Source organism: Colwellia sp. MB3u-45, assembly GCF_014077005.1.
In the GTDB taxonomy this organism is placed as follows: domain Bacteria; phylum Pseudomonadota; class Gammaproteobacteria; order Enterobacterales; family Alteromonadaceae; genus Cognaticolwellia.
Genome location: NZ_JACGVC010000025.1, coordinates 1 through 20,673 on the forward strand (window position 1 = coordinate 1; position 20,673 = coordinate 20,673).

At 35.3% G+C, this 20,673-nt stretch carries 18 protein-coding genes; 2 read left to right on the forward strand and 16 right to left on the reverse strand.

Annotation, left to right across the window (positions count from 1 at the left end):
• Positions 1-234: 234 nt before the first annotated feature.
• The 7 genes from H4J41_RS00245 to H4J41_RS00275 form a co-directional block, all read right to left on the reverse strand.
• On the reverse strand, positions 235-2,079 hold the full coding sequence (locus H4J41_RS00245; protein WP_182135582.1) for a hypothetical protein: 1,845 nt from the start codon (positions 2,077-2,079) through the stop codon (positions 235-237).
• A 397-nt stretch (positions 2,080-2,476) separates the two neighbouring features.
• Complete coding sequence (locus H4J41_RS00250) at positions 2,477-4,231, reverse strand: replication endonuclease (protein WP_182135583.1); 1,755 nt, start codon at positions 4,229-4,231, stop codon at positions 2,477-2,479.
• Complete coding sequence (locus H4J41_RS00255) at positions 4,224-4,523, reverse strand: hypothetical protein (protein ID WP_182135584.1); 300 nt, start codon at positions 4,521-4,523, stop codon at positions 4,224-4,226. The genes H4J41_RS00250 and H4J41_RS00255 overlap by 8 nt, the downstream gene beginning before the upstream one ends.
• Complete coding sequence (locus H4J41_RS00260; RefSeq protein ID WP_182135585.1) at positions 4,516-4,761, reverse strand: AlpA family transcriptional regulator; 246 nt, start codon at positions 4,759-4,761, stop codon at positions 4,516-4,518. The genes H4J41_RS00255 and H4J41_RS00260 overlap by 8 nt, the downstream gene beginning before the upstream one ends.
• 105 nt (positions 4,762-4,866) lie before the next feature.
• Positions 4,867-5,448, reverse strand: a complete 582-nt coding sequence (locus H4J41_RS00265; protein WP_182135586.1) for a hypothetical protein — start codon at positions 5,446-5,448, stop codon at positions 4,867-4,869.
• A gap of 570 nt (positions 5,449-6,018) precedes the next feature.
• Positions 6,019-6,933, reverse strand: a complete 915-nt coding sequence (locus H4J41_RS00270) for a hypothetical protein (RefSeq protein WP_182135587.1) — start codon at positions 6,931-6,933, stop codon at positions 6,019-6,021.
• A gap of 278 nt (positions 6,934-7,211) precedes the next feature.
• Positions 7,212-8,357, reverse strand: coding sequence for a site-specific integrase (locus H4J41_RS00275; protein ID WP_182135588.1), 1,146 nt, complete (start codon positions 8,355-8,357; stop codon positions 7,212-7,214).
• A gap of 501 nt (positions 8,358-8,858) precedes the next feature.
• On the opposite strand from H4J41_RS00275, the gene H4J41_RS00280 reads away from it, so the two are divergent.
• Positions 8,859-10,121: an IS110 family transposase gene (locus H4J41_RS00280; protein ID WP_182134710.1), complete on the forward strand. Its 1,263-nt coding sequence runs from the start codon at positions 8,859-8,861 to the stop codon at positions 10,119-10,121.
• Positions 10,122-10,153: 32 nt separating this feature from the next.
• Here the strand turns inward: H4J41_RS00280 and H4J41_RS00285 are convergent, their stop codons facing one another.
• From H4J41_RS00285 to H4J41_RS00325, 9 genes are all read right to left on the reverse strand, one after another.
• Positions 10,154-10,528 (reverse strand): hypothetical protein, encoded by a 375-nt coding sequence (locus H4J41_RS00285; RefSeq protein ID WP_182138429.1) that lies wholly within the window; start codon positions 10,526-10,528, stop codon positions 10,154-10,156.
• Positions 10,529-10,707: 179 nt separating this feature from the next.
• Positions 10,708-11,256 carry a hypothetical protein gene (locus H4J41_RS00290; RefSeq protein WP_182138428.1) on the reverse strand — a complete coding sequence of 183 codons (549 nt, stop codon included), beginning with the start codon at positions 11,254-11,256 and terminating at the stop codon, positions 10,708-10,710.
• Positions 11,246-11,548 (reverse strand): hypothetical protein, encoded by a 303-nt coding sequence (locus H4J41_RS00295; protein ID WP_182138427.1) that lies wholly within the window; start codon positions 11,546-11,548, stop codon positions 11,246-11,248. The genes H4J41_RS00290 and H4J41_RS00295 overlap by 11 nt, the downstream gene beginning before the upstream one ends.
• A gap of 183 nt (positions 11,549-11,731) precedes the next feature.
• Positions 11,732-12,709, reverse strand: coding sequence for a restriction endonuclease subunit S (locus H4J41_RS00300; protein WP_182138426.1), 978 nt, complete (start codon positions 12,707-12,709; stop codon positions 11,732-11,734).
• 1 nt (position 12,710) lies between these two features.
• A complete protein-coding gene (locus tag H4J41_RS00305; protein ID WP_182138425.1) occupies positions 12,711-14,540 on the reverse strand; it encodes a class I SAM-dependent DNA methyltransferase in 1,830 nt (609 codons plus the stop codon).
• Positions 14,541-14,854: 314 nt separating this feature from the next.
• On the reverse strand, positions 14,855-16,609 hold the full coding sequence (locus tag H4J41_RS00310) for a replication endonuclease (RefSeq protein WP_182138424.1): 1,755 nt from the start codon (positions 16,607-16,609) through the stop codon (positions 14,855-14,857).
• Between the two features lie 220 nt (positions 16,610-16,829).
• Complete coding sequence (locus H4J41_RS00315; protein WP_182138423.1) at positions 16,830-17,033, reverse strand: AlpA family transcriptional regulator; 204 nt, start codon at positions 17,031-17,033, stop codon at positions 16,830-16,832.
• Positions 17,034-17,142: 109 nt separating this feature from the next.
• Positions 17,143-17,961, reverse strand: coding sequence for a hypothetical protein (locus H4J41_RS00320; protein ID WP_182138422.1), 819 nt, complete (start codon positions 17,959-17,961; stop codon positions 17,143-17,145).
• The gene (locus H4J41_RS00325; protein WP_182138421.1) at positions 17,948-19,171 is read right to left on the reverse strand and encodes a tyrosine-type recombinase/integrase; all 1,224 of its coding nucleotides are present in this window, start codon (positions 19,169-19,171) and stop codon (positions 17,948-17,950) included. The genes H4J41_RS00320 and H4J41_RS00325 overlap by 14 nt, the downstream gene beginning before the upstream one ends.
• Positions 19,172-19,532: 361 nt before the next feature.
• Here H4J41_RS00325 and H4J41_RS00330 point away from each other — a divergent pair, with 361 nt between their 5' ends.
• Complete coding sequence (locus tag H4J41_RS00330) at positions 19,533-20,498, forward strand: integron integrase (protein ID WP_182138420.1); 966 nt, start codon at positions 19,533-19,535, stop codon at positions 20,496-20,498.
• Positions 20,499-20,673: the final 175 nt, after the last annotated feature.

A 20,673-nucleotide genomic window follows, 5' to 3' on the forward strand; every position in this document is an offset into this window, starting at 1 on the left:
CGCCCATTAGTTTCTTTTGCTATAAGAGATTTAAAATCAATGGATTCAAGTGTGATCATAACGACTGATATCAATGTATGAAAAATGAAACCAATTAGATCACAAATTTAATCAAAATGGTATAACACTAAGGCTAAAAATGCCACACAGTCAAATTCAGATACTAAAAAACAGCCCCAAAAAAGACTGTTTTACATAATACAATACCAGTAGTAATAATATTTATGAAAATCGTTAAATCGTTTTAGCGATTAACTCTGCTTTTAACAGACCTCCTTTTGTTAGTAGTTTAGCGCTAAACTTAGGATTCCTCTTGGACTTGAATGCATCCAATATGAGCTTTAGTCCTTTAGCTTCAAGCAATGAGATATTTACTTCTGTATCCATTTCAGCTGATTCAATAAAATCATCTGAAAAGCTAGGCGCAATTATTAATACTTGCGCTACTCGCTTACCTATATTTTCAGCCCTATTTACATAAGCTTTAACTTGTCTTGATGTTGATGAGTATTTAGCAAAATCACCGTTCTTACAGGTCTTGGCTTCGCCGATAATGATGTCATCGTCACTGAGGGAAATAATAATGTCAGCTTTATCCTTGTTAGTATTGATTTCTTTTCGTACATCTTCATCAATACTCAAGTCAAGCAGTTCAAAAATAGCCTTAGTAACTTCCTCAAATTTAACACCTATATCAGCCTCAGCGACCTCTGCACCGACCTCACGCAGCATATTAACGTCTCGCCTAGCTAATGCATCATAGTTTTCTATCAGTTTGTCTGTGGCGTTTGCAAAGCATTCAAGAATAGCGAATCTTGCATTCCCCCTTTTAGGTAGCGCCATACTGTCACGTACAGTCTTGATTTCATCATTTGATAAAAGATAAAGAATGTCATAAGGGGTTATACTGAGTGTTCTGAGCTTATCTGTGTCTACCACTTCATTCTCTTCTAATTCAAACTGAGACTTAATAACTTTAATGATTGTAGGGAAATGTTCTTCCAATGTTTTGAGTAGCTCTTTGAAGCCACTAGCACTCAATGAATCAAATTCTTTTTCTGTAGAGTTAGTAAGAGACGAAACTATTAACTGAATACGTTCATCAAGTGTTGTACCAAGTTTATCCGTATCAATTTCGAGGTCAGTTATAAGTTGCTTAAGCCTTTCTTTACGCTGGTTCTGGTTGTCTTCAGGTAAGTACATATCAGCAGAAAGCAGATCCTGTGCGTTAAGTCCAGAATGAATAATCGTCTGTATCTTATCGGCTCTAGACACGCTCCTAGTCTTTCGACCATGAGCCTTAAGTACATTAGAAAGCTCAGCATCAGAAAAGGTACGCAACAACCTTAACCTGTGCTTGTCTGCTAAATCTTTACCTTGGATATCATTAAGTAATTCAACTATTTCATCAGGTATAAATACCTCTTGTCTTTTCTTACTTATGAATACAACGCCCATGTCTCTTAATATATTGAGAGCATCAAATACACCATCCTTAGGTATCGCATCAACTAAATGCTCAATTGCTGCACATTCATCCGTCGTTAACCCCAGGTGATAGCTCAACACATTGAGTATCCCACGTTCATGATCACTTACTTTTGAGTCTCTATTAACACGTTTATCATTCACATAGGCCTCAGTCATACATGCGTGATAAATAGACAACGATTTTGCTCTATCATTGACTGTACTATTTTCATTAGCTTTGATTTCAGCTCGAAGCTCCTTAGCTAGTATCTGCAGAGCATTCCATTCTTTAACGTAAAGGCTTTCAATCCAACTAATCCGAGCAACACAATTACCATCTCTACTCAGAATATTAACGAGTAGATTAATCTGTGCAGAGTTCATTAATATCTGTTCTTTTACAGCAAGCCTAAAAAAGTCTTTTACAGCAAAATATAACTGCGTTATCTCACTACCAGAGGCATTCTTTATTTGTCCATCAATGTTCTCTATTGTCTTAGCTAACTTCTTATTGCTCTTTGCAGCATCAAGGCAGAGCTTATCTAGACTTGTAATAAACTTAGACTTTTCCACTTGATTTACTATAGACAGAACTTGATTCAACTTCATTTTACATTCCTTGTTTATTTTACTTGGATTGACTTGTCGAGCAATACAACTAACCGTTTTAATGCTTTATTTATATGTTTAGCAGTAATTTATAACTGATGTCAGCTCAATAGCTCTAAGAAGACATTAAGCTTTTCAGTTTGTTACGTCAACTAAGCGCAGCTTGTTGTCTTTACAATATCAATGATTAGTACAGTTATTTACAGAACTCCAAGTAAAAGCATCTTTGCCATTCTGGCAGGCGACTAACAAAGCCTAAAATTTCTATCGTTGATTGTTTTTGATTGAAGCTAAAGCCTATTTGATAGCTAAAGCCCTTTTTGAAAGGTATTTATACATAAAATTTTATTACAAACATAATTAAAGCCCTAAACATAGCTTTAGGGGGGTAAAGGTATTATGAAACTCGCTGTAGTCTCCATGATATCGTTCGCGTGATGAAGGCCTTACCTTCAAAGATTAACCCTTTCACTTTTGTGACAAGTTCACCGTCATAATAACTTTGTGAGCATTCCCCCGTATCAAAATTTATATTTACATCATAATGCAATTTAATAGGATGATTTCTAGTCTGGGTGAATATTCCACCCATCGCTTTGATATAGCCATTCCAATTACTTGTATCAGCTGCAACACGTGCTTTCTCAAGAGTTGAGTCAGGGAAGATTGAGGCTTTTAATCGTCTCAATTCACGCCATACAGATACTCTGGCACCGCCAATCTGTTGAAACTGACGAATACACCAACACGACGCCCACGCATTAATACGTATCGCTGTAGTGATTGAGTCATTACCAAATTTGTCTTTAACAAGCCCTTTCCCGTCAATATTCTTGACGATGTACTTCATAATATATCCAGTGGCATTTTTCTTTGGGTCTACTTTTTTAAAGTCACAACGATTTTCTAATGCGCCTTTTTCATCTCCGTCTTCTTGAAGTGAATAGAAACGAATAATTTGTTCAAGATTTTTAAGGCTATTAGGCTCAGTGAAAAACAAACAGTGCCAATGTGGCGTTCCATCGTGTTGAGGCTCTACAACCCTAAAGCCATAAATAGAAATGTTTTTCCGTTTTAGCTCGGCTCGTATTCTCGACCAAACTTTATTTAAATAACGTTGAGCTTCATCTGGCATTGAACCATCCCATTTAGGGTTTTTAGTGCCTGACTTTGAATAAGCACGATGGAATTTTGAAGGGCACGTAATGGTGACAAATAAACCGTCATGACCGAACTCCATCGATAAGTCTTCAAACCCTCTACAACGATTGATTAACTCCGCTTTTTTCACTTCTGGATTAGAAACATTCATATCGGATATTTCTTTTAATGAAAATCGCTGACCTTCGTCATTAATAATATAATGTGAGCTTAATAGTTGTTCATTTCTCGCTATCTGTGCCAGGCGATTTTTTGTGGTGATATCACTTGAGTAAATTTGTTTTTTACTATTTACGAGATTAAGCAATATCGCCGCTTTTTCATTTGCTTGATTTATCATTGTTCTTATACGCCTTAACCACCAGCGGTTATCCGCTAGTCGTTTTAAGCAACCTGATACTTTAATAATGTTAGTGGACTTAGGTGGTTCAATGTTGAATGTCGTTACATAACGAGCAAGGTATTCGTATACGAAACTGCGCTCCTCTTGAGTGAAGTTTTTGTATAAGGTAGAAATTCCGTTAACGGAACTGAGTGAGCGAAACTTTTCGTTAACGGAATTTTTAGATAACGGATTTGTCCTTATATCGCCTTTATTTGTTCTATTTTTTCCGTTAACGGTTCTATCATGCTGTAACGTTAAGAAGGTTTCGTTTTGTGGGTCAATAATAACCTTTCTGCAATATGTCGAACATTCTTTTGCAAGCGTCTGGATATTATTATCGTGAGAAAAAAATAAGTGTGACAATTTCTTCGGTAGTAAAGCGTACAAATCATCCGTCGATTTACGTATATAAATATTGCGTTCTTTAACGGTTTTTTGGTCAAAACCATTTTTCAAAATAATGGCTTGTATTGAATATGAAAACATAGATAAGCGTTGAATCAAAAAGTCATCATTGAGCTTATCTGTCCCCGTTAAATAAGGCGCTATTACTTCATGAACAACAGCGCGTTCAATACAAGATACGACTTTAGATTTACTAAACATAACAATCAGCTGTTATGTTTAAAGTTAATACCTTTCCTGCATCCGTTATCGTGTATCGCGTCCACTCAAGACCACAATAATAAACCGTCTCAAAATCAACAAGTTTATTGCCCGCTAATGCTTGTAAGGTTCTGATATCAAATTTATATTTTTTACCTTTTTCATCTTTGTAATCATGCAAACCATTATAAAGAACATCATGTAAGTGATGGTCGCTTGTGACTTCAAAAAAACTGGATGGTAAAGATAACCATAGAAGTAACCTAACCTGCTCTTTGCTTAATTTAGGCATGGGAATCTCCCACAGGCTTTTGCCCTAAATGTTCCATTCGATAAAAGCTGTTTAGCCAGTTGTCTAAATCATCCTTTATATAACGAACGGCGCGACCAATTTTAATAAAGGGTGGAGCTTGGGTTCTATTTTCGCGGTTTCCTTCCATACGTGATTGACGTAAGAAGGAACGACTCATACCGATATACTCGGCAGTCTCTATTTCTGATAGTGCTCTAGGTTGGATATTGTGTGACATTGTTGTCTACCTCGATTGATTAAAATGCTTCGAGGTATTAATGTATTTATCATTCTTGTCATATGACGTTAGCCATGACTAAAATTATTTATTATTTATTATTTATTATTTTTTAAAGCTACTTACTAAGTTTTTAAATGTTCCTTTAGTCATTGTTCGGTCAGAAGCATTACCCTGCCCCCAAATTATTTTGTCTGACGACATTTCGCGTAATAAATAATCGGGGTCGATTAAATCATTCTCTTCGTTGAATTGTTGGAGAATATAATTCCAAAGTGCAGATGCACCTTTTCTAGGGTGTGTTTTAATAAGTTTTTTAAGGTATGTATGAAAAACATTTTCTCTTTCACTGTCGTTTTCTTTTGCTTCTCGAATATACCCTTCATTGAATAAACACTTCTTCGCCCAATCAATATCGTCAAGGGTTACGACCATGTCTTTTAAGTGAAGTGATAATGAAGCGGTAAGAAGGTCTGTTTCTGTATGCACCATGTCTCTATTGTTTTCTTCAATTATCCGAGCGTTAATATCTATATCAGAGATATTGTCAAAGTTTAAGGGTTGAATAATATGAAGGATACTTAAGCAATTTTTTACGAATATTTCGGAAGGTCTTTCTAACATCGTGATGTTTGTCTTTTTTGCCAAGCTACATTCAGTAATATCTACTTCATTATCTTGTAGCAAACGCTTTCTATCTTTGGGTTTTAAGTTAATAACACCTTTATAAGCCGCAACACCTAATACTTCTACTTCAGTAAATGTGGGCTTCGTGACAAGGAAGTAACGACTGTAGATATAAAAGCGGATGGGATTGTTAAATTATTCACACAAATAAATATAGTCATATGCACTAAAACCAAATTTTTGTTCTAATTCATTTAACCTGTAGTAATCCTTTTCTATCATTTGATATTTCCATTTTCAATTAAAAACCAAACCATTGGTTTCAAAGACTGCTTAAAAATATGTTCAATTAATCATTAATATATTAATTTGATTTACTTACAACAGGTAAAGACAGCTTTGCCACTGAGTTGTCGTTATTCATTCAGCGTTATTGCAAAAATTTAAGTCTACTTTTCTTAGAAAGTTGACATTACTACCGTTAAATTGTTTTTTAAAACTGTGCTGTTTGATTTAAGAAGAACACTTCCTATGGATATTAGAAATGAAAACAGAAGGTAGTAGTACGTGGCGAGTTTGGGAGCGTTAAGCTCCCTTAATTGTAATGTAAACATTGCTGATATTTTAGGGTTAATCCAAAACAATATCTTCTAACTCGGGAAACACTTGGTTCTCGCCTTCAGATAAAATCAGATCAATCAAAATATCCAAACGTCTCACAAGCTCCCGATCTCCAGGAGAGTCATGCAATAATGAGGCAACTGTATCCGACGCTTTCACATAGACCCCTATTTCAGGCCATGAGTCCAAGCATTTTATAAGTAATTTATCCACTAGCTCAAGTTCGGTATAAGTTTTTTCATCCGCTATACTACGTTCTCTATCAGAGGTCAGTAGTGATTTACGATACATAGCCCCATTTTTGATGTGATCATGAAGTTCAGAGTTTGATTCGAACCATGTTAAAATTGCTTTTTGAATCGGTTCAAGCCCTTCATCTTCAAAGATAGGTTTACTAACGTATTGACCATAAACACGCCCTTTTGCGGTTTGTTCAGTTACAAAAAAATCAAATACAATAAAGTTCTCATATCCATCTTCGTCGGTATATGTGAATAAGGAGTCAGGTTCATCTTTTTTGGAATCTTCTAAGTAGCGTATAAGCCGTAAAATACCTCCGGAACCAACTGTACCTTCCTCCTCCTCTTCATCATCATCATCGTAATCAAAATTTATAGTATCAAAATCATTATAATCACAAAACAAGTCTTCTAGATATTCCTCATACGACAACTCTAAACTAAGTTCGTCGAGCTTGAGCTCTTTTGGTAAATCACTAAAAAATTCGTACATCATATTTAAGGTAGGTACAATAGATTTTTTGCAAAAATGTGGCCTATCAAGATGAAACAAACTTTCTTTGGATTTTACGACACCATCTACACGAATAAATGAGGGCGTAATTTTTTCTATAGTGCCAGGTTCATCCCAGCCATATACACCAACTTTATCACCCACGTTAAATATATTTTTTATCTTGCCCAAAGTAACTCCCAATACAAATAAGCTATTTAGGCTATATAAAACCAGATAACGCGTGCTTTGTATAGTGTAACGGTCAACTAAAATTGGATACTTGTTCAAGCACTTTTTAATAGTTTCACTTTTCTGCTTAAATAAAACAGCATAATTTTAAATTTAAATACTGATTGATTTATCTTTAAAGTGGAAAATTGTAGTGTTTCAATTTAGTCAGCTTATAACGATCTGTTGACCTAAGAAATTGTCGGTAGCTAACTTCTTCTTTGCGCACGAAGAAGTCATTAGCAAATCAAATTAACTGCCGCCGCTTTATGCTCAGGCGCTAAATGTGCATATCTTAATGTCATCTTTAAATCGCTATGACCTAACAACTCACGCACTGTATTTAAATCAACGCTCGCCATTACTAACTTACTGGCAAAGTGATGACGTAAATCATGAAAACGAAAATGAGTAATGTTAGCTGCATCTAATATTTCAGCCCAAAGAGATGGAAAGTCTTTTAAAGGTTGATTGTTCCTATCTTTAAAAACATAACCTTCGTTACCTGATAGTTTTTGCCACTGGATAAGTTCATTAAACGCCTCTGTATTAAGCGGTAAATGTCGAGTATTACCAGACTTAGCGTTTTGAAAATCTACCGTCAGTATTTTATTATCAAAATTAATATCATGCCATTGTAGAGATAATAACTCGCCTTTGCGCATGCCTGTATTTATTGCGAGTAAAACGATGACTTCTAAAAAAGCGGTATCACATACTCTGAGGCTTTCACGTAACCTTCTTTCCTCATCTTTAGACAAATAACGTACTTTTGAATTATCAACGGTTAGTGTTTTAACCTTACGTAAATCATGATTATCAATAACACCCCACTCAACCGCTCTACTTAAACAACCCTTAATCGTGTTTATTTGACGATTAGTGGTTGCAGGCTTAACACCATCAGCTAAACGCTTATTTCTCCATTTCTCGATCTCCCACGCGTTAATATCGGATAATTGAAAGTCCATCAACTTAGGAAATGACGATTTAAACGCTTTCACTGTTTTTTCGGCTGTTTTAGGATTACGGGATTTAAGCCAAGGTGTGTATTTTTCATCTAAGAAGTATTGGAGTGTAGAGAATTTGGAATACTTGGTACTAGTACGTTCTTGTTTTCTTAACGCTTGAACATCTACACCTTGAGTAACGTCAGCAATTTTACTTTTTGCTAAATCTCTTGCTTGAGCAGGTGTCATTTGACCATCAACACCTAATCGGTAATTAACCTGTTTTCCATTTAGGCGATAAAAGAGATAATAAGAGATCAAACCTAATGGGGTAATACGGGCATGAAAACCAGAAATTTCAGTGTCATTTAGACGCTTATCGGTTGGTACTAGATTTTTGATATTGGTTACGGTTATCTTGCTTTTAATTGGCATGCGGTAATCGTCCTTGTAGCTCATTTGTAGCAACATCATTATGCTACAACGAACAAGCAAGAACAACAACAAACAAAAATAACAAGATATTAACATTAAATATCAACATGGTAAGTGCCATCACTGTTCATTGTTGTTCATAGGGATATTTAGAAAATTACGTAGTTATCGCCCTGTTAAGGGGCAAATTGTAGTTGGCTAAAATGTGAAGCGGAGCGGAACCTAGCCAACTGTTATTTGTCCCGCTTTAACAGCTTATAGTTCGACCAAGCCACTTAATTCAATAAGGTAACTTATTATTATATTAAGTGGAACATGCTTCTGTTGGTTACGAATATTTAATTTCAAACATTCAATGTTTCTAACAAGACGTTCGAACCAACAGAGCAACTCATTTCAAAACGCATACTCAGGGATTGCCTACCACGACTATCTATAAGACCTGCGAGAAACGAGATTTAAGCACATTCCACTATTAACTTTACGCTCAGGAGCTTCAAAATGAAAGTTTATAATGTTGATGATTTCGCTGTGCTAATTGGTATTGATTGGGCTGATAAAAAGCATGATATCTGTGAGCACCCTGTTGATTCAGAAAAGTACAACTATTCAATTATTAAGAGTAAACCCGAGGCACTCCATGAATGGGCAATGGATCTTAAAAAGCGCTATCCTAACCAGAAAATTGCGGTGGTCTGCGAACTAAAAAAAGGACCTCTAATTTATGCACTAACCAAATATGATCATCTCACACTCTTTACGGTCAATCCCTCAACAGTGGCTAAATACCGAAAAGCTTTTACCCCAAGTGGAGCAAAAGACGACCCTTCAGACGCCTTTGTACAAGTAGAAATTCTCACTCTGCATATGCATAAACTCTCCGTCATTGAACCCGAATCAGCATCTGTACGTTCGTTAGCACAGCTGGTTGTGTATCGTCGTAGCTTAGTTCAAGACAATGTGGATTTATCCAATAAAATAACCGTTGCGCTAAAAAACTACTACCCTCAAGCACTTGAATGGTTTAAAGAAAAAGATACCTTTATCTTTTGCGACTTCATCAGTAAATGGCCTTCACTCGCTCATGCTAAAAGAGCAAAAAAACAAACACTCTTGGACTTTTTTAATAGCCATAACTCACATTACTTTAATGTCAATGAAGCACGTATTTCCAGTATAAAAAGTGCCATGCCATTAACTGGAGACATCGGCGTGATAGAGCCAAATCAAATGTTGGTAGAAGTGCTCATCAAACAATTTAAAGTGTTACTAAAGGGTATTCATATGCTCGATAAAGCCATAAAAGTGGCCTATAAAGCACAACATGACAAAGTGATTTTTGACAGTCTTCCAGGTGCAGGACCACAACTTGCACCACGCTTATTGGTAGCCTTTGGTTGTAATAGAGACCGTTATGATGATGCTGCTGAATTACAAAAATACGCAGGGATTGCGCCTGTTATTGAGCGTAGCGGTAAGAAAATGTGGACACATTGGCGATATAGTTGCCCTACATTTTTAAGACAAACCTTCGTTGAATGGGCAGGATTTTCGATACGCTATTCATTCTGGGCAAAGGCTTACTATGAACAACAAAAAAGTAAAGGAAAACCCCATAACAGCATAATTAGATCGTTAGCTTTCAAATGGATCAGAATAGTATTTAGGTGCTGGAAGACTAATACACCTTACGATGAGTCAAGATATTTAGAGGCGTTGAAACGAAGAGGTTCGCCACTGTTAAAATTTACAATAAATAGCTAAATTTTACTAGTTGTCCACCTCAGGGCGTGTTGTTATATTGCGATATTACGCTGAACGTAGAACCACGCTGTGATTGAAGCCAAAAAGCCAGTAAAACCATACTGTAAGATAAATACAAGACTATCAGAATCTATTGTAAGCCAAGGAAATATAAATATTGGGATCCCTGCACCTAAAATAAAGCCTGTTAAAACAAATAAGATTACACTTTGTAATTTTTTTAATTTGAATTGAGAACGAATATAAATTAGTGGATATGCAAGAACAAGACAGCAAACAAAAATAATAGGTATTAAAAGTAAGCCACCTACAATTGATGTACCAGAACTTTCTTGCATATCAATAAGCATCAAGATAATTACTGAAACTAAACTTGCATAAAAGCTAGCTAATAAATGATGCTTCAATTAAACCTCTTTAGCAATATAACAGCTTATTATTTAATAATTCCATAATAACCAAAATATTTCAATAGGTTAGAGTAACCTTGAGTTGTCGTGTAGTCACTATGTATGCAAACAAACCCAATAAGGAAAAAATTTTGAGGTATAAATAACAAGATGTTTTTTTAACCTCTATTGGATTTTTAACTATAATTAAGTAAGTAGTTCTGATATTTAGATTCAACGTCATTAATAAATTGACTTACTACATTGATACATTCATTTAGATCATCATTTGAAATTTCAACAGGCAGCCCATCAATAGTAAAACCATTTCGATGTATTAAGTCATGCCTTAGTGTCAACTTATCTGTTAATCCTGTATTAATATTCATACGAATATTCAACGTATGTTTAAATAATGGGTCAATATCGTTGATTCTATGCCAAACTAAATTCTTAACAGAGTTTATAACTTTGGTCTTGACATCTCCGTTGAATATCTCTTTAACTACATACTTCTGAGATTGAAATTTATGAGCAGATGTCATTAAATTGAAAATATTATCTTTTGAAGTGATTTCGTGAATAAACAGATCTGATAAGTACTTTTCCATCAAACTAATGATATTTGAAAAATATAGCTGTTTATGAAATCCATCACTTTCAGGAGATAGACTTTGAATGGTAGTGATACCGTTTAAAAAATCGGTGGAAAATGAACTGGATGCTAAAGGAGAACTAGTAGTCATTGGCTATGTACTCAACAGCAACTAAATTTTCTATTTCTTGCTCTAAATCAGAGTTGGAAACATTTACAGTCCAATCTACCCCAACATTTGAAGATGAAACAAACACATCATATGTGTTGCCATTTTCATCTTCAAATTCGTCATGATTTTGATTAATTGAATCCCTATGCCTATCTGCAAAAATCGGGGATGGAACGCTAACCATTCCTACTTCGGCACCATTAAATCTAATGACCAAATAACCACCATTTATGGATGGTAAGCAATCATTCCCTTCAAACTCATAACTCATATTTTTCTCGTACTCATTAATTTTTATATTATACAGCCAACATCATTTATTAGAATGGCAGAATGTCTAATTCCCAAGTAAAGTATCAGACCAGAATAGGTAAAGTATCTAAAATCAGTAATTTATGACCACATAGTCTTGCCATTATAATATTTTTCTGTAGATATAAAGAAGAATCCTGTTTTAACAGTTTTCGTTCTCCTTTTGAAGTCCACTAGAAAAGCTAAGACTTTTTATATAGTTTTCCATAAAGGCATAATCAGGTTCTCCATTATTTGTTATCGGAAGCCTAATTTCAGATTCTCGCATCCTAGAAATACTCCATTTTCTCCCATAATTGAATCTATATTTTTCTTTCTTTATTAAAGTACATAAAAACAGTGCAATGTATTGATTTATTTTAAATTTAGGTTCGAAAATATGAACATCTTCTGTTGAGCAAAAATCAATTTCTTGATAAAAAGCTGATGCAACACTGTTTCCATTTCGAACCACTGAAATAACTCCAGCTGAATGCATTGGTTCATTAGTAGTCCAGCCTGTCAATCCATTATTCTGTTCTGATGCACTAATGAATGGTACGCTCCCATCGCCAGTAAGGTCTTTTTTCCTAGGGCCTCTCCCTCGGCCTATATCAAACAGTTCTTTATATTTAAACGGTTTCCAATGAGCATATTCTAGATTGATGTCCTGATTTTCATTAATTGGTAAGAAAAATTTTTGAGGATTTTCAACTTCAAGCTCATTAACCCAATCTGGAATATCTTCAATTGAAGGGACTAATAAATCAGCTAAGGTTCTATTAGCCTCTCTGCCACACGCTTGATATCTATATGCATTTCTTTTAATCGCAATACAATAAAATAATTTTTCTTTGAGTGATAAATTTTCATTTAATAATACGGCTACATTCTGTCCTGTATAAAAATTTTCTGCTTGCACGAAACTAGAAAGGACTGATCCTCCCAGAGCTACAGTTATATTTCCAGCTTCAAACGGTAATATGTCACCTACATAAGCAACACTTGACGACACGCCATTATTTTTTGCGGTTCTCGAAACAAAACTCACAGAATTATTTTTGTTGGTCACTTTTTTCATTTTATTGAGATCAAATTTATTACCATGTTTTATCTCAAAAATTTCATTTAGTTTTTTCATGTTAATTCAGTATATTAAATACAAAGTGATCTTTAACCGTTTTTTCAAATTCTTCTTTATTTATATCAGAATAATCGGTTTCCATATAAGCTTCTGCAACCCATTCATCAGTGTGTGTCACATGCCTTCTGACACATTTACCAGCAATTTCATCACGATTTCTATAAGCATCGATCCATTCATCTCTTATATCAGACCATACTTCTTTTTGATCAATTCGGCCGTGTTGTTTTGTTTTTATAAAACCATCATTTTTCCAGAAGCCAAACCATGTTTTTTGCTTAGATTTTTCATGGGGAATATGTGCCTTAAATACCATAATACAAGGAATAGTTCCAACTGGATCAAATAACAAATCAGGCATAGACATCACAGCATCTAAAGTATGATGTTTCAACAACTCTTCTTTCACTGAATGTGGGGATGTCGCTTTTGAAACGGGTACAATTGCTACTCCTATGCCCCCTTTTTCTAAACAATTAAGCATATCCCGAATAAATACTAATTCGTGTAACGCTTCATCAGATTGAGCATAAGGAGGATTAATCATCCCAACATTACAATTGTGTCCTTTCAATTCATTCAAGAGATCAAAGCAACTCCCTTGATAAAGGTTAGCTTTTCCGTCCCCACGTAAGATCATATTACTGGCAGCTAATGCGTACATATTTGGTTGTTGTTCTACACCAATAAGCCCTTCACTTTTTATTTTTTTAATTTCAGCGTCAGTTGAAGCATCCTTTATCATATGATGCATAGCCGATACAAGAAAACCAGCTGTACCACAACAGAAATCCAAAACTTTACTATCTTTATCTATATTTGCGATATGAGAAAAAAGTTCGGTTATATGGCGCGGAGTTAAAACTATACCTAATGCTTTTTTATCGCCCCCCGTATATTTCAAAAACTCACCATAGAATTGACCTACAACATCAAAATCATGATAGATGCTAATAAAAGGCCAAACCTTAGAGTTAAGCATTTTTATCAATTCACTTAGCACTCCTTTAGGATATGATTTTGTTGGTTTACCAAGCTCAGGATGCACTGAAATACTAGAATAAGGCTGAGTCATGTTGTTCTTTTTAGAATATGGAATGTCGGCTTTTTCTATTTCTTCTTTGATTACATGCATCCACTGTTTTTGAAGTGCTGAAGGCTCGTAATCAGAAAAGGTTTTTGCAAATGGTTTATTTCTTAAAGCAATCAATGTACCACTCACGAGTAAAGGTTTTTCACTTTCAGTTAATTTTGCATGATCTCTCATAAACTCATGTAAAACCTTAGAAAATGACATTAAGTCATGGAACCTTTCCTTTGCTACATCAGGATCATAGGTCCCATGTTCGATAAAGTCATCGAAAGTAACTATATCTTCTATAGGTTTTCCTGACTTATTTGACAGTAATTTGGGCTGACTTGAATTTTTAGGATATATGTAGCTGCTGATTTTCAATTCAGAGTTTGTTTGCCCACTGACGCCTACTGCAACTACATTATATTCTTTAGCCAAAAAACTAGCATAATGAATTGCACCATCGACGGCGTAGTCTTTAGCTTTATCCAAATTATCAGATTGATGAAACTTTGTATCAGCTTTACATTCAAAGACAATTAGAAAGTCAGGGACATCGGGCGATGTAATGATAAACTCAGGAGATCCTTTACCTCCTTTCCCTGTCTTGCTGGCATTTTTTAATAGTTTATTAATTACAACTATCTGACTTTTCTGTTCTTCAATAATTACAGGGCTATTTTCATCATAATAATTTAAGTCTTGAAGTAGTGACCTTACAATGTTTTCAGTTATTCTTTCATTCTTACTCATCTAATTTAATTCTTCCTGTTATCGATGATTATTTATAGGGGTTATCAACTCTAGAAGCTAAGAAATATCCTTATCTTAGGCGAGAGCCCCTTATTGTAATTCAGAGTATTTTCACTTGAAATACTAATTAGTTACCAAGTATAGTTTTCCTAAATCAAAAAAATTACTAATGACGACAGACTATAAAACTATTTTCCAGAATGTAAAAGGCGAATATCAATTTATGTATTAATACATATGTCATATGATTCATTATTCATCTATCTTTAATTTTCTATTTTTCGGTACAGTTATTTACAGAACTCCAAGTTAACTCAAACTTCGTTTTCATCTAAAGCCAAAGAAGATTCATTTTCTTTACGACGCTTTGTCCATGTGTGCTCACGACTGACGTAAACTTCACCGCCACAACTCAAGCCTTTAATTACATATCCTATCGGCTCCCAATATTCACCCTCGGTTTCAATAAACTCTTTTACTAATTGAACAGGTAAATCTTTACGTTTAACGTTTACACCGCCCAACGCTTCCATGAATTCACACCAATTACCACTATCTGCGGCAACCCAAACTGAAGAGATGTTGACCTCTTCTTTTAACGCCAGTCTTCTTGCTTCACGCCATAAACTAACAGGTGGCCCACCAAACTGCTGAAATTGACGAATTCCCCATAAACTTGACCATTCATTCACTCGTAATGCGGCAATATCAGCAGGATTGCCGTAGTTGTCTTTATCAACACCAAAACCATCAATGTTTTTAGAAATGTATTTCGCGATATAACCCACCGCAGAGCCTTTTGATTTCAGGATAGGCTCAACAGTAAATCGGTATTTTTGTGCCCCTGTTTCATCACCATCGACCTGTAAAGCATAAAAAGAGAAAGTATCTCTTAATACTTGACGTTGCTCTGGTTTGACAAAAACAAGGATATGCCAATGTGGTGTGGCATCATGATGCGGCTCTGCTACTCGAAAGCCAAAATAATCGACATTGAGCCGAGCAAGGTGTGCGCGACACTTTGCAAATTGGCTACCTAAGTATTGATTGGCTTGTTTTGGGCTAGTACTATCAAATTTTTCGTTAGGTCTGCCACTATTATGAACGGGGTGCATGCGTGATGGACAAGTGATGGTTAAAAAGTCTGCAACATAGCCATGTTTATCGGCGTATACTTCAAAGCCATATAGCCTAGCCATCAGTTCATTACGGCGATTCACCGGGTTTGCATTGGTGCTGTTTGCCATTTCAGTTAAATCAACAACCTCTCCTCGCTCATTGATTAACTCTAATTCAGCCATGAATAATTGATTACGTCGTTTGTTTTCACGCCCTTTTTTAAAGTTAGTGTCTGTTACGTATATTTGGCTTTTTTTTGACACCAAATGAACATATTGAGAAACACGCTCAACTGACACACTGTGCAATTTTGATAGCTTTTTTCTCCACCACTTATCATAAACATAACGGGCAATATCGCCATCAATATACTTTCCCTTTCTCGCCTTAATAGAAAAACCAACCAATACGGCTTCTAAGGCAAAGACAACAGCTTCTTTTGAATCATCTAAATTAAGCATGTTAATGCAAATTTGATGACATTGACTTGCTTGAGTTTTACCAACCAATTCAATCTGTGAGTCTGACCAAGTGACATCAACCGGCATAGCTTCACAAAAATCACATAACGCCCTTAAATATGTATTGGCTTGAAAGGCTCCCTTAACAGGTAATTTGAGTAAGCGGTTATAAGTATTTTTAGCGACTACTCGACAATTAAAAGGAATGCTCAGTAATTGTTTACCGATAAACGTTTTATTAAGTTTGTCATCAACATTAAATTCGTCAACGAGTAAATTAGCACTCAGTGCTGTACTTGATAATGCAGTTGATTCAAACCCCGATAGCGTTAAGTAGTCAACTTCATGAGTTGAGCCCTGAACTTCGTTAACGAGATTTTCATTATTCGTTACGTTAACGGAATTTTCCACCTTGACAGAAAGAGGCGTATTTACGTTAACAGAGCTGAATTGCGTTAACGGTTTTGTTTCGGGTAACTTGTTAGACATGAGGCGTACCTCTATAACTAAGCATTTCCCGTAATTCCGTTAACGTTACCTTTTTCCTTAACGGCTTAAGTAGATTTTTTGAAATATAATCAGCTAAGAGTAAATCAACTTTGTGGCTTTTGGTGTTTTTAGATAATTTACGCACGCTCACCACCAACGGACTTTTGTCCTAAGTGCTGCATACGTAAAAACCCAATTAGCTTGTAGTTTGAAGATTTCATCATGCCACCCCACCATTACTGGTTGAATAACAGATATTGTTTTCAATATAATTTTCGATATCTTGTAAGCGGTAACGAATGGCTCTCGCACCTACTTTGATAAAGGGGATGCGCGCACCAGCCCATCGGTCACGCTCAAGGAAGGCTTCACTAACCCTCAAAATTTCAGCAGTTTCTTTAGTATTTAATAATTTAATTCTCATGACTCTTTACTCGTTGTTTTAAAAGACGAGTTGAGTTTCGAGCATATTTGAATGTGTTGGAATGCCGCTAGGGGGTAGAAGAATTCCGCTAGGGGGCTAAAGGAATTTTTTAATTAATGATTGGTAGTTTCCATTTGCCTCTCTTAAATGCACCTATCCATTTAGCAAATTGAAGGTTTTGCTCTTCTGCTTCTGACAGTAATAAAAGCTTATGTTTTTCATTACTAAGCTCTGCGTCAATAATTTCTCCTGCTTTTTTATTAGAATAACTTGTGTAGTTTGTTAAATAACGATTAATCACTTCAACCTTTAATGGCTTAATGTGCTTGGCTTTGGCTTCACCTCCAGCAGTACCTGACGTGGTATAAATTTTCTTTTTATCAAACAAACACTCAGCGCGTGCAATACTATCAATCGTTTCTTCTGACATATCGAGAATAAAACGCTCTGAATATATTTTCATGGCTTGTGACATATCATCTTCACCATAGACACTATGCTTAGATCCAACAATTTCAGCGACTTGCATTAGTGCTAATGTGGCAAACATTTCACTCCACTTTAGTTTTTTAATAGTAATGGATGTTAAGTCAAAATAATCGCAAAGTAAGTATAAAGATCGACCTTGAGTTAATGAAATGGTCTTTCTCGTTGGTGAAGTTGAAAGCAACTTTATTGATAAAGTTGTTAATAAATTCTCACCAACCTGTAACATTGAATCTATAGATTTAGACATTAACAATACATCTTCATTAGAGCGTTTTGATAAAATATCACGTGCAATATGAGCGGCGTCATTGCCTTCTTCTTCTAGCAAAAAATCTAACGGTTGTAGTTTTTCACGAATAAAGACGTTGGAGTGATTATATCTATCCTTTCCCTTAGCTATAAGCGCTTTAGTTTCATTTTCAATTTTATCTTGATACATAATAATCCATGTTTATTTTGCAGTTTTCTTTAAAAAAGTCGGTTATGCGTTGCATAGGCGCTCTTAAACGGTCGTGATTGTTAATAATGTAACCTTCTGTCACGTCTGAGCCGTTTTTATGATTAACGAGCCGTTTAATGGCATAAGATGATATATCTAATGACTCAGCTACTGTAATAAATGTTCTGCGCAAATCATGAAACGTAAATTTAATGCCTGATGTCTCACATAGGTGTTTTAGCGCTTGTTCTGGGTGCGCTAGATACTTTGTTTTTCTCGATGAAAAGACGTACTCATTGGTTTTAAATCTAAGACGATAATTCAATATACCAATAAGGACATCCGATAAAGGTAATGTTAAAGGCTCTTTGTTTTTTGTATCAGGTATATAAATAGTTCCTTCGTCTAAGTCTACATTACTCCATGTTAGCGTAGCCCCTTCGTTTTTTCTTAATCCCGTCAGTAATAGAAAAAGAAGATAATCCGCGACAACATGGTGTGACTCTGCCCCTGTATTAAACTTCATTGCTTGCAGTTCTTTATACCAAAGTTCAAATTGTTTGGGTTTAATCACCGTTTGACGTCTTGGCTCTTTTGCCCAGGCTTTTATTTGACCTAAACGGTCAACAGGATTATGAGGAAATAGGCTTAATCCATTGCTATCTTCATATTGGTCTTTTGCAAATTTATAAATAGCACTCAATATACGCATTGCGGTATTAGCATAAGAAGGACTATGACTTTTTAGTAGCCTGCCGTGACGAGTTGATATCATGTCTTTGGTAATATCAACAAGACGCTTATTCTTCCAGTCTTCTAATTCACCGTTCAGATACATTTCATATTGAACATAGGTTTTATCTTTTAAGTAGGACTTGATACGTCTGTAATCTTGCCAGACTTGCCAAAGTGTCATTTGCTCTGCTTGGGCTTGTTGGCGTTTTGCTATTGGGTCAATACCCGTTGCAATTTCACCTAGGTATTTAAGGGCTTCTTTACGTGCCATTTCGACCGTAATCTCAGGATAACGCCCAAGCGTAATTCGCTTAAGTTTTCGGTTGATACGTTTCTCTAAAACAAACGCTTTACTACCGCCCGTAGTCACACGAACAGCAAAGCCTTTTAGCTCTGAATCTCGATAGAAAACCTGCCCTTTTTCAGGAAGTGCAAGTTTGTCTACAAAAGACTTGGTTATTTTACATGTAGACATAGTGTAGTCACGCTATATAAAAAACAGGTAGGCTATTTAAAACAAGAAACAGGTAAGAAGTCAATTAAAATAAGGAGTTAATGGCTTGCTAGCCTTTATTCAAACTAGTTAAAACAACTATAAATAAAACAGCTTATTAGACGGATAGAATCCCACTTTCAACAAAGGTGAATGTCCAACTAATGAATATTTATTCAAATTAATATACATAACTTAATATTAACATTCAACACGTTAATTTTACTTTTTGAATATAGCGATGTAGAAAGACAGATTAAATCCCGCTTTATACATAAAAGCGGGATATGAAGCTAAACTGTAACTATACACAGTACATCTTTAAAATTAATAAGGAGTAATGATGAAATCTGAATTTCTCTCGCATATCAAAGAAACTATGTGGACACGACGCTACGCCAAACGCACTATTGAGTCTTATTTATATTGGATTAAAGCGTATATTATCTTTATTGGAAAAATACATCCAAACGATTGCCATGATAAAGAAGTTGAAAAATTTCTTAGTTACCTTTCAAATAACTTAAATCTTGCCCCTAAATCTCAAGCATTAGCGTTAAATTCGGTTAACTACTTATATAAACATATTTTAATAAAACCGCTTAGCCTTGAATTACGTTTTAATAAATCTCGAGTAACGCCAAAACTTCCAACCGTATTAACTACAGTAGAAGTCAAAGCGCTTTTAACGGCTGTGAATACAAATAACCTGTTACTGTGTCAATTAATGTATGGCAGCGGCCTGCGCTTAATGGAAGCGGTACGTTTGCGGGTTCAAGATATCAATTTTGATTATCATTGCATTGAAGTCTGGAATGGAAAAGGAGGTAAGCATCGAGCAGTTACATTAGCCCCTGAGTTAACTGAGGTGCTAAAAAATCAAATATCACAGGTGAGCGCTTATTACGTATTAGATATGAAGAATGCTGACTACTCTGGTGTATATTTACCTTTTGCTTTAGCACGAAAATATCCGAGCGCAGCTAAAACATTTAATTGGCATTATTTATTTCCATCAAATCGATTATCGCTAGACCCTGAAGTCAATAAGTTAAGACGGCATCATATAAATGAAACTGTCATTCAAAAGGCAATAAAAGTAGCGTCAATGAAATCAAATATAAATAAAAATGTAACTTGTCACACCTTACGTCACTCTTTCGCGACTCATCTACTTCAAAGAGGTGCAGACATTCGTACTGTGCAAGAACAATTGGGGCATAGCGACATTAGAACAACGCAGATATACACACATGTCATAGAGCGAGGTGCAAACGGCGTTACAAGTCCATTATCGGCTTTAATATAAGCAGTTACAGCCTAATGGCTATGTTTTAATAATGGCTTTAAGACTATTGAATAAAATTCAAATAAATGAACTTATAGGCTAGGCAAGTAACGATATCTTTTGAAAAAATTCCGTTTGTATAATAAAGGAGAATATAACTGGATTTTGGATTTTGGATTTTGGATTTTGGATTTTG

Bases quoted from the DNA above. Each gene is read 5' to 3' on its own strand.
- H4J41_RS00330 (WP_182138420.1), top strand. From the start codon at position 19,533: ATGAAATCTGAATTTCTCTCGCATATCAAAGAAACTATGTGGACACGA.
- H4J41_RS00305 (WP_182138425.1), bottom strand. From the start codon at position 14,540: ATGAGTAAGAATGAAAGAATAACTGAAAACATTGTAAGGTCACTACTT.
- H4J41_RS00255 (WP_182135584.1), bottom strand. From the start codon at position 4,523: ATGCCTAAATTAAGCAAAGAGCAGGTTAGGTTACTTCTATGGTTATCT.
- H4J41_RS00245 (WP_182135582.1), bottom strand. From the start codon at position 2,079: ATGAAGTTGAATCAAGTTCTGTCTATAGTAAATCAAGTGGAAAAGTCT.
- H4J41_RS00310 (WP_182138424.1), bottom strand. From the start codon at position 16,609: ATGTCTAACAAGTTACCCGAAACAAAACCGTTAACGCAATTCAGCTCT.
- H4J41_RS00325 (WP_182138421.1), bottom strand. From the start codon at position 19,171: ATGTCTACATGTAAAATAACCAAGTCTTTTGTAGACAAACTTGCACTT.
- H4J41_RS00250 (WP_182135583.1), bottom strand. From the start codon at position 4,231: ATGTTTAGTAAATCTAAAGTCGTATCTTGTATTGAACGCGCTGTTGTT.
- H4J41_RS00280 (WP_182134710.1), top strand. From the start codon at position 8,859: ATGAAAGTTTATAATGTTGATGATTTCGCTGTGCTAATTGGTATTGAT.
- H4J41_RS00295 (WP_182138427.1), bottom strand. From the start codon at position 11,548: ATGAGTTATGAGTTTGAAGGGAATGATTGCTTACCATCCATAAATGGT.
- H4J41_RS00275 (WP_182135588.1), bottom strand. From the start codon at position 8,357: ATGCCAATTAAAAGCAAGATAACCGTAACCAATATCAAAAATCTAGTA.
- H4J41_RS00300 (WP_182138426.1), bottom strand. From the start codon at position 12,709: ATGAAAAAACTAAATGAAATTTTTGAGATAAAACATGGTAATAAATTT.
- H4J41_RS00320 (WP_182138422.1), bottom strand. From the start codon at position 17,961: ATGTATCAAGATAAAATTGAAAATGAAACTAAAGCGCTTATAGCTAAG.
- H4J41_RS00290 (WP_182138428.1), bottom strand. From the start codon at position 11,256: ATGACTACTAGTTCTCCTTTAGCATCCAGTTCATTTTCCACCGATTTT.
- H4J41_RS00260 (WP_182135585.1), bottom strand. From the start codon at position 4,761: ATGTCACACAATATCCAACCTAGAGCACTATCAGAAATAGAGACTGCC.
- H4J41_RS00315 (WP_182138423.1), bottom strand. From the start codon at position 17,033: ATGAGAATTAAATTATTAAATACTAAAGAAACTGCTGAAATTTTGAGG.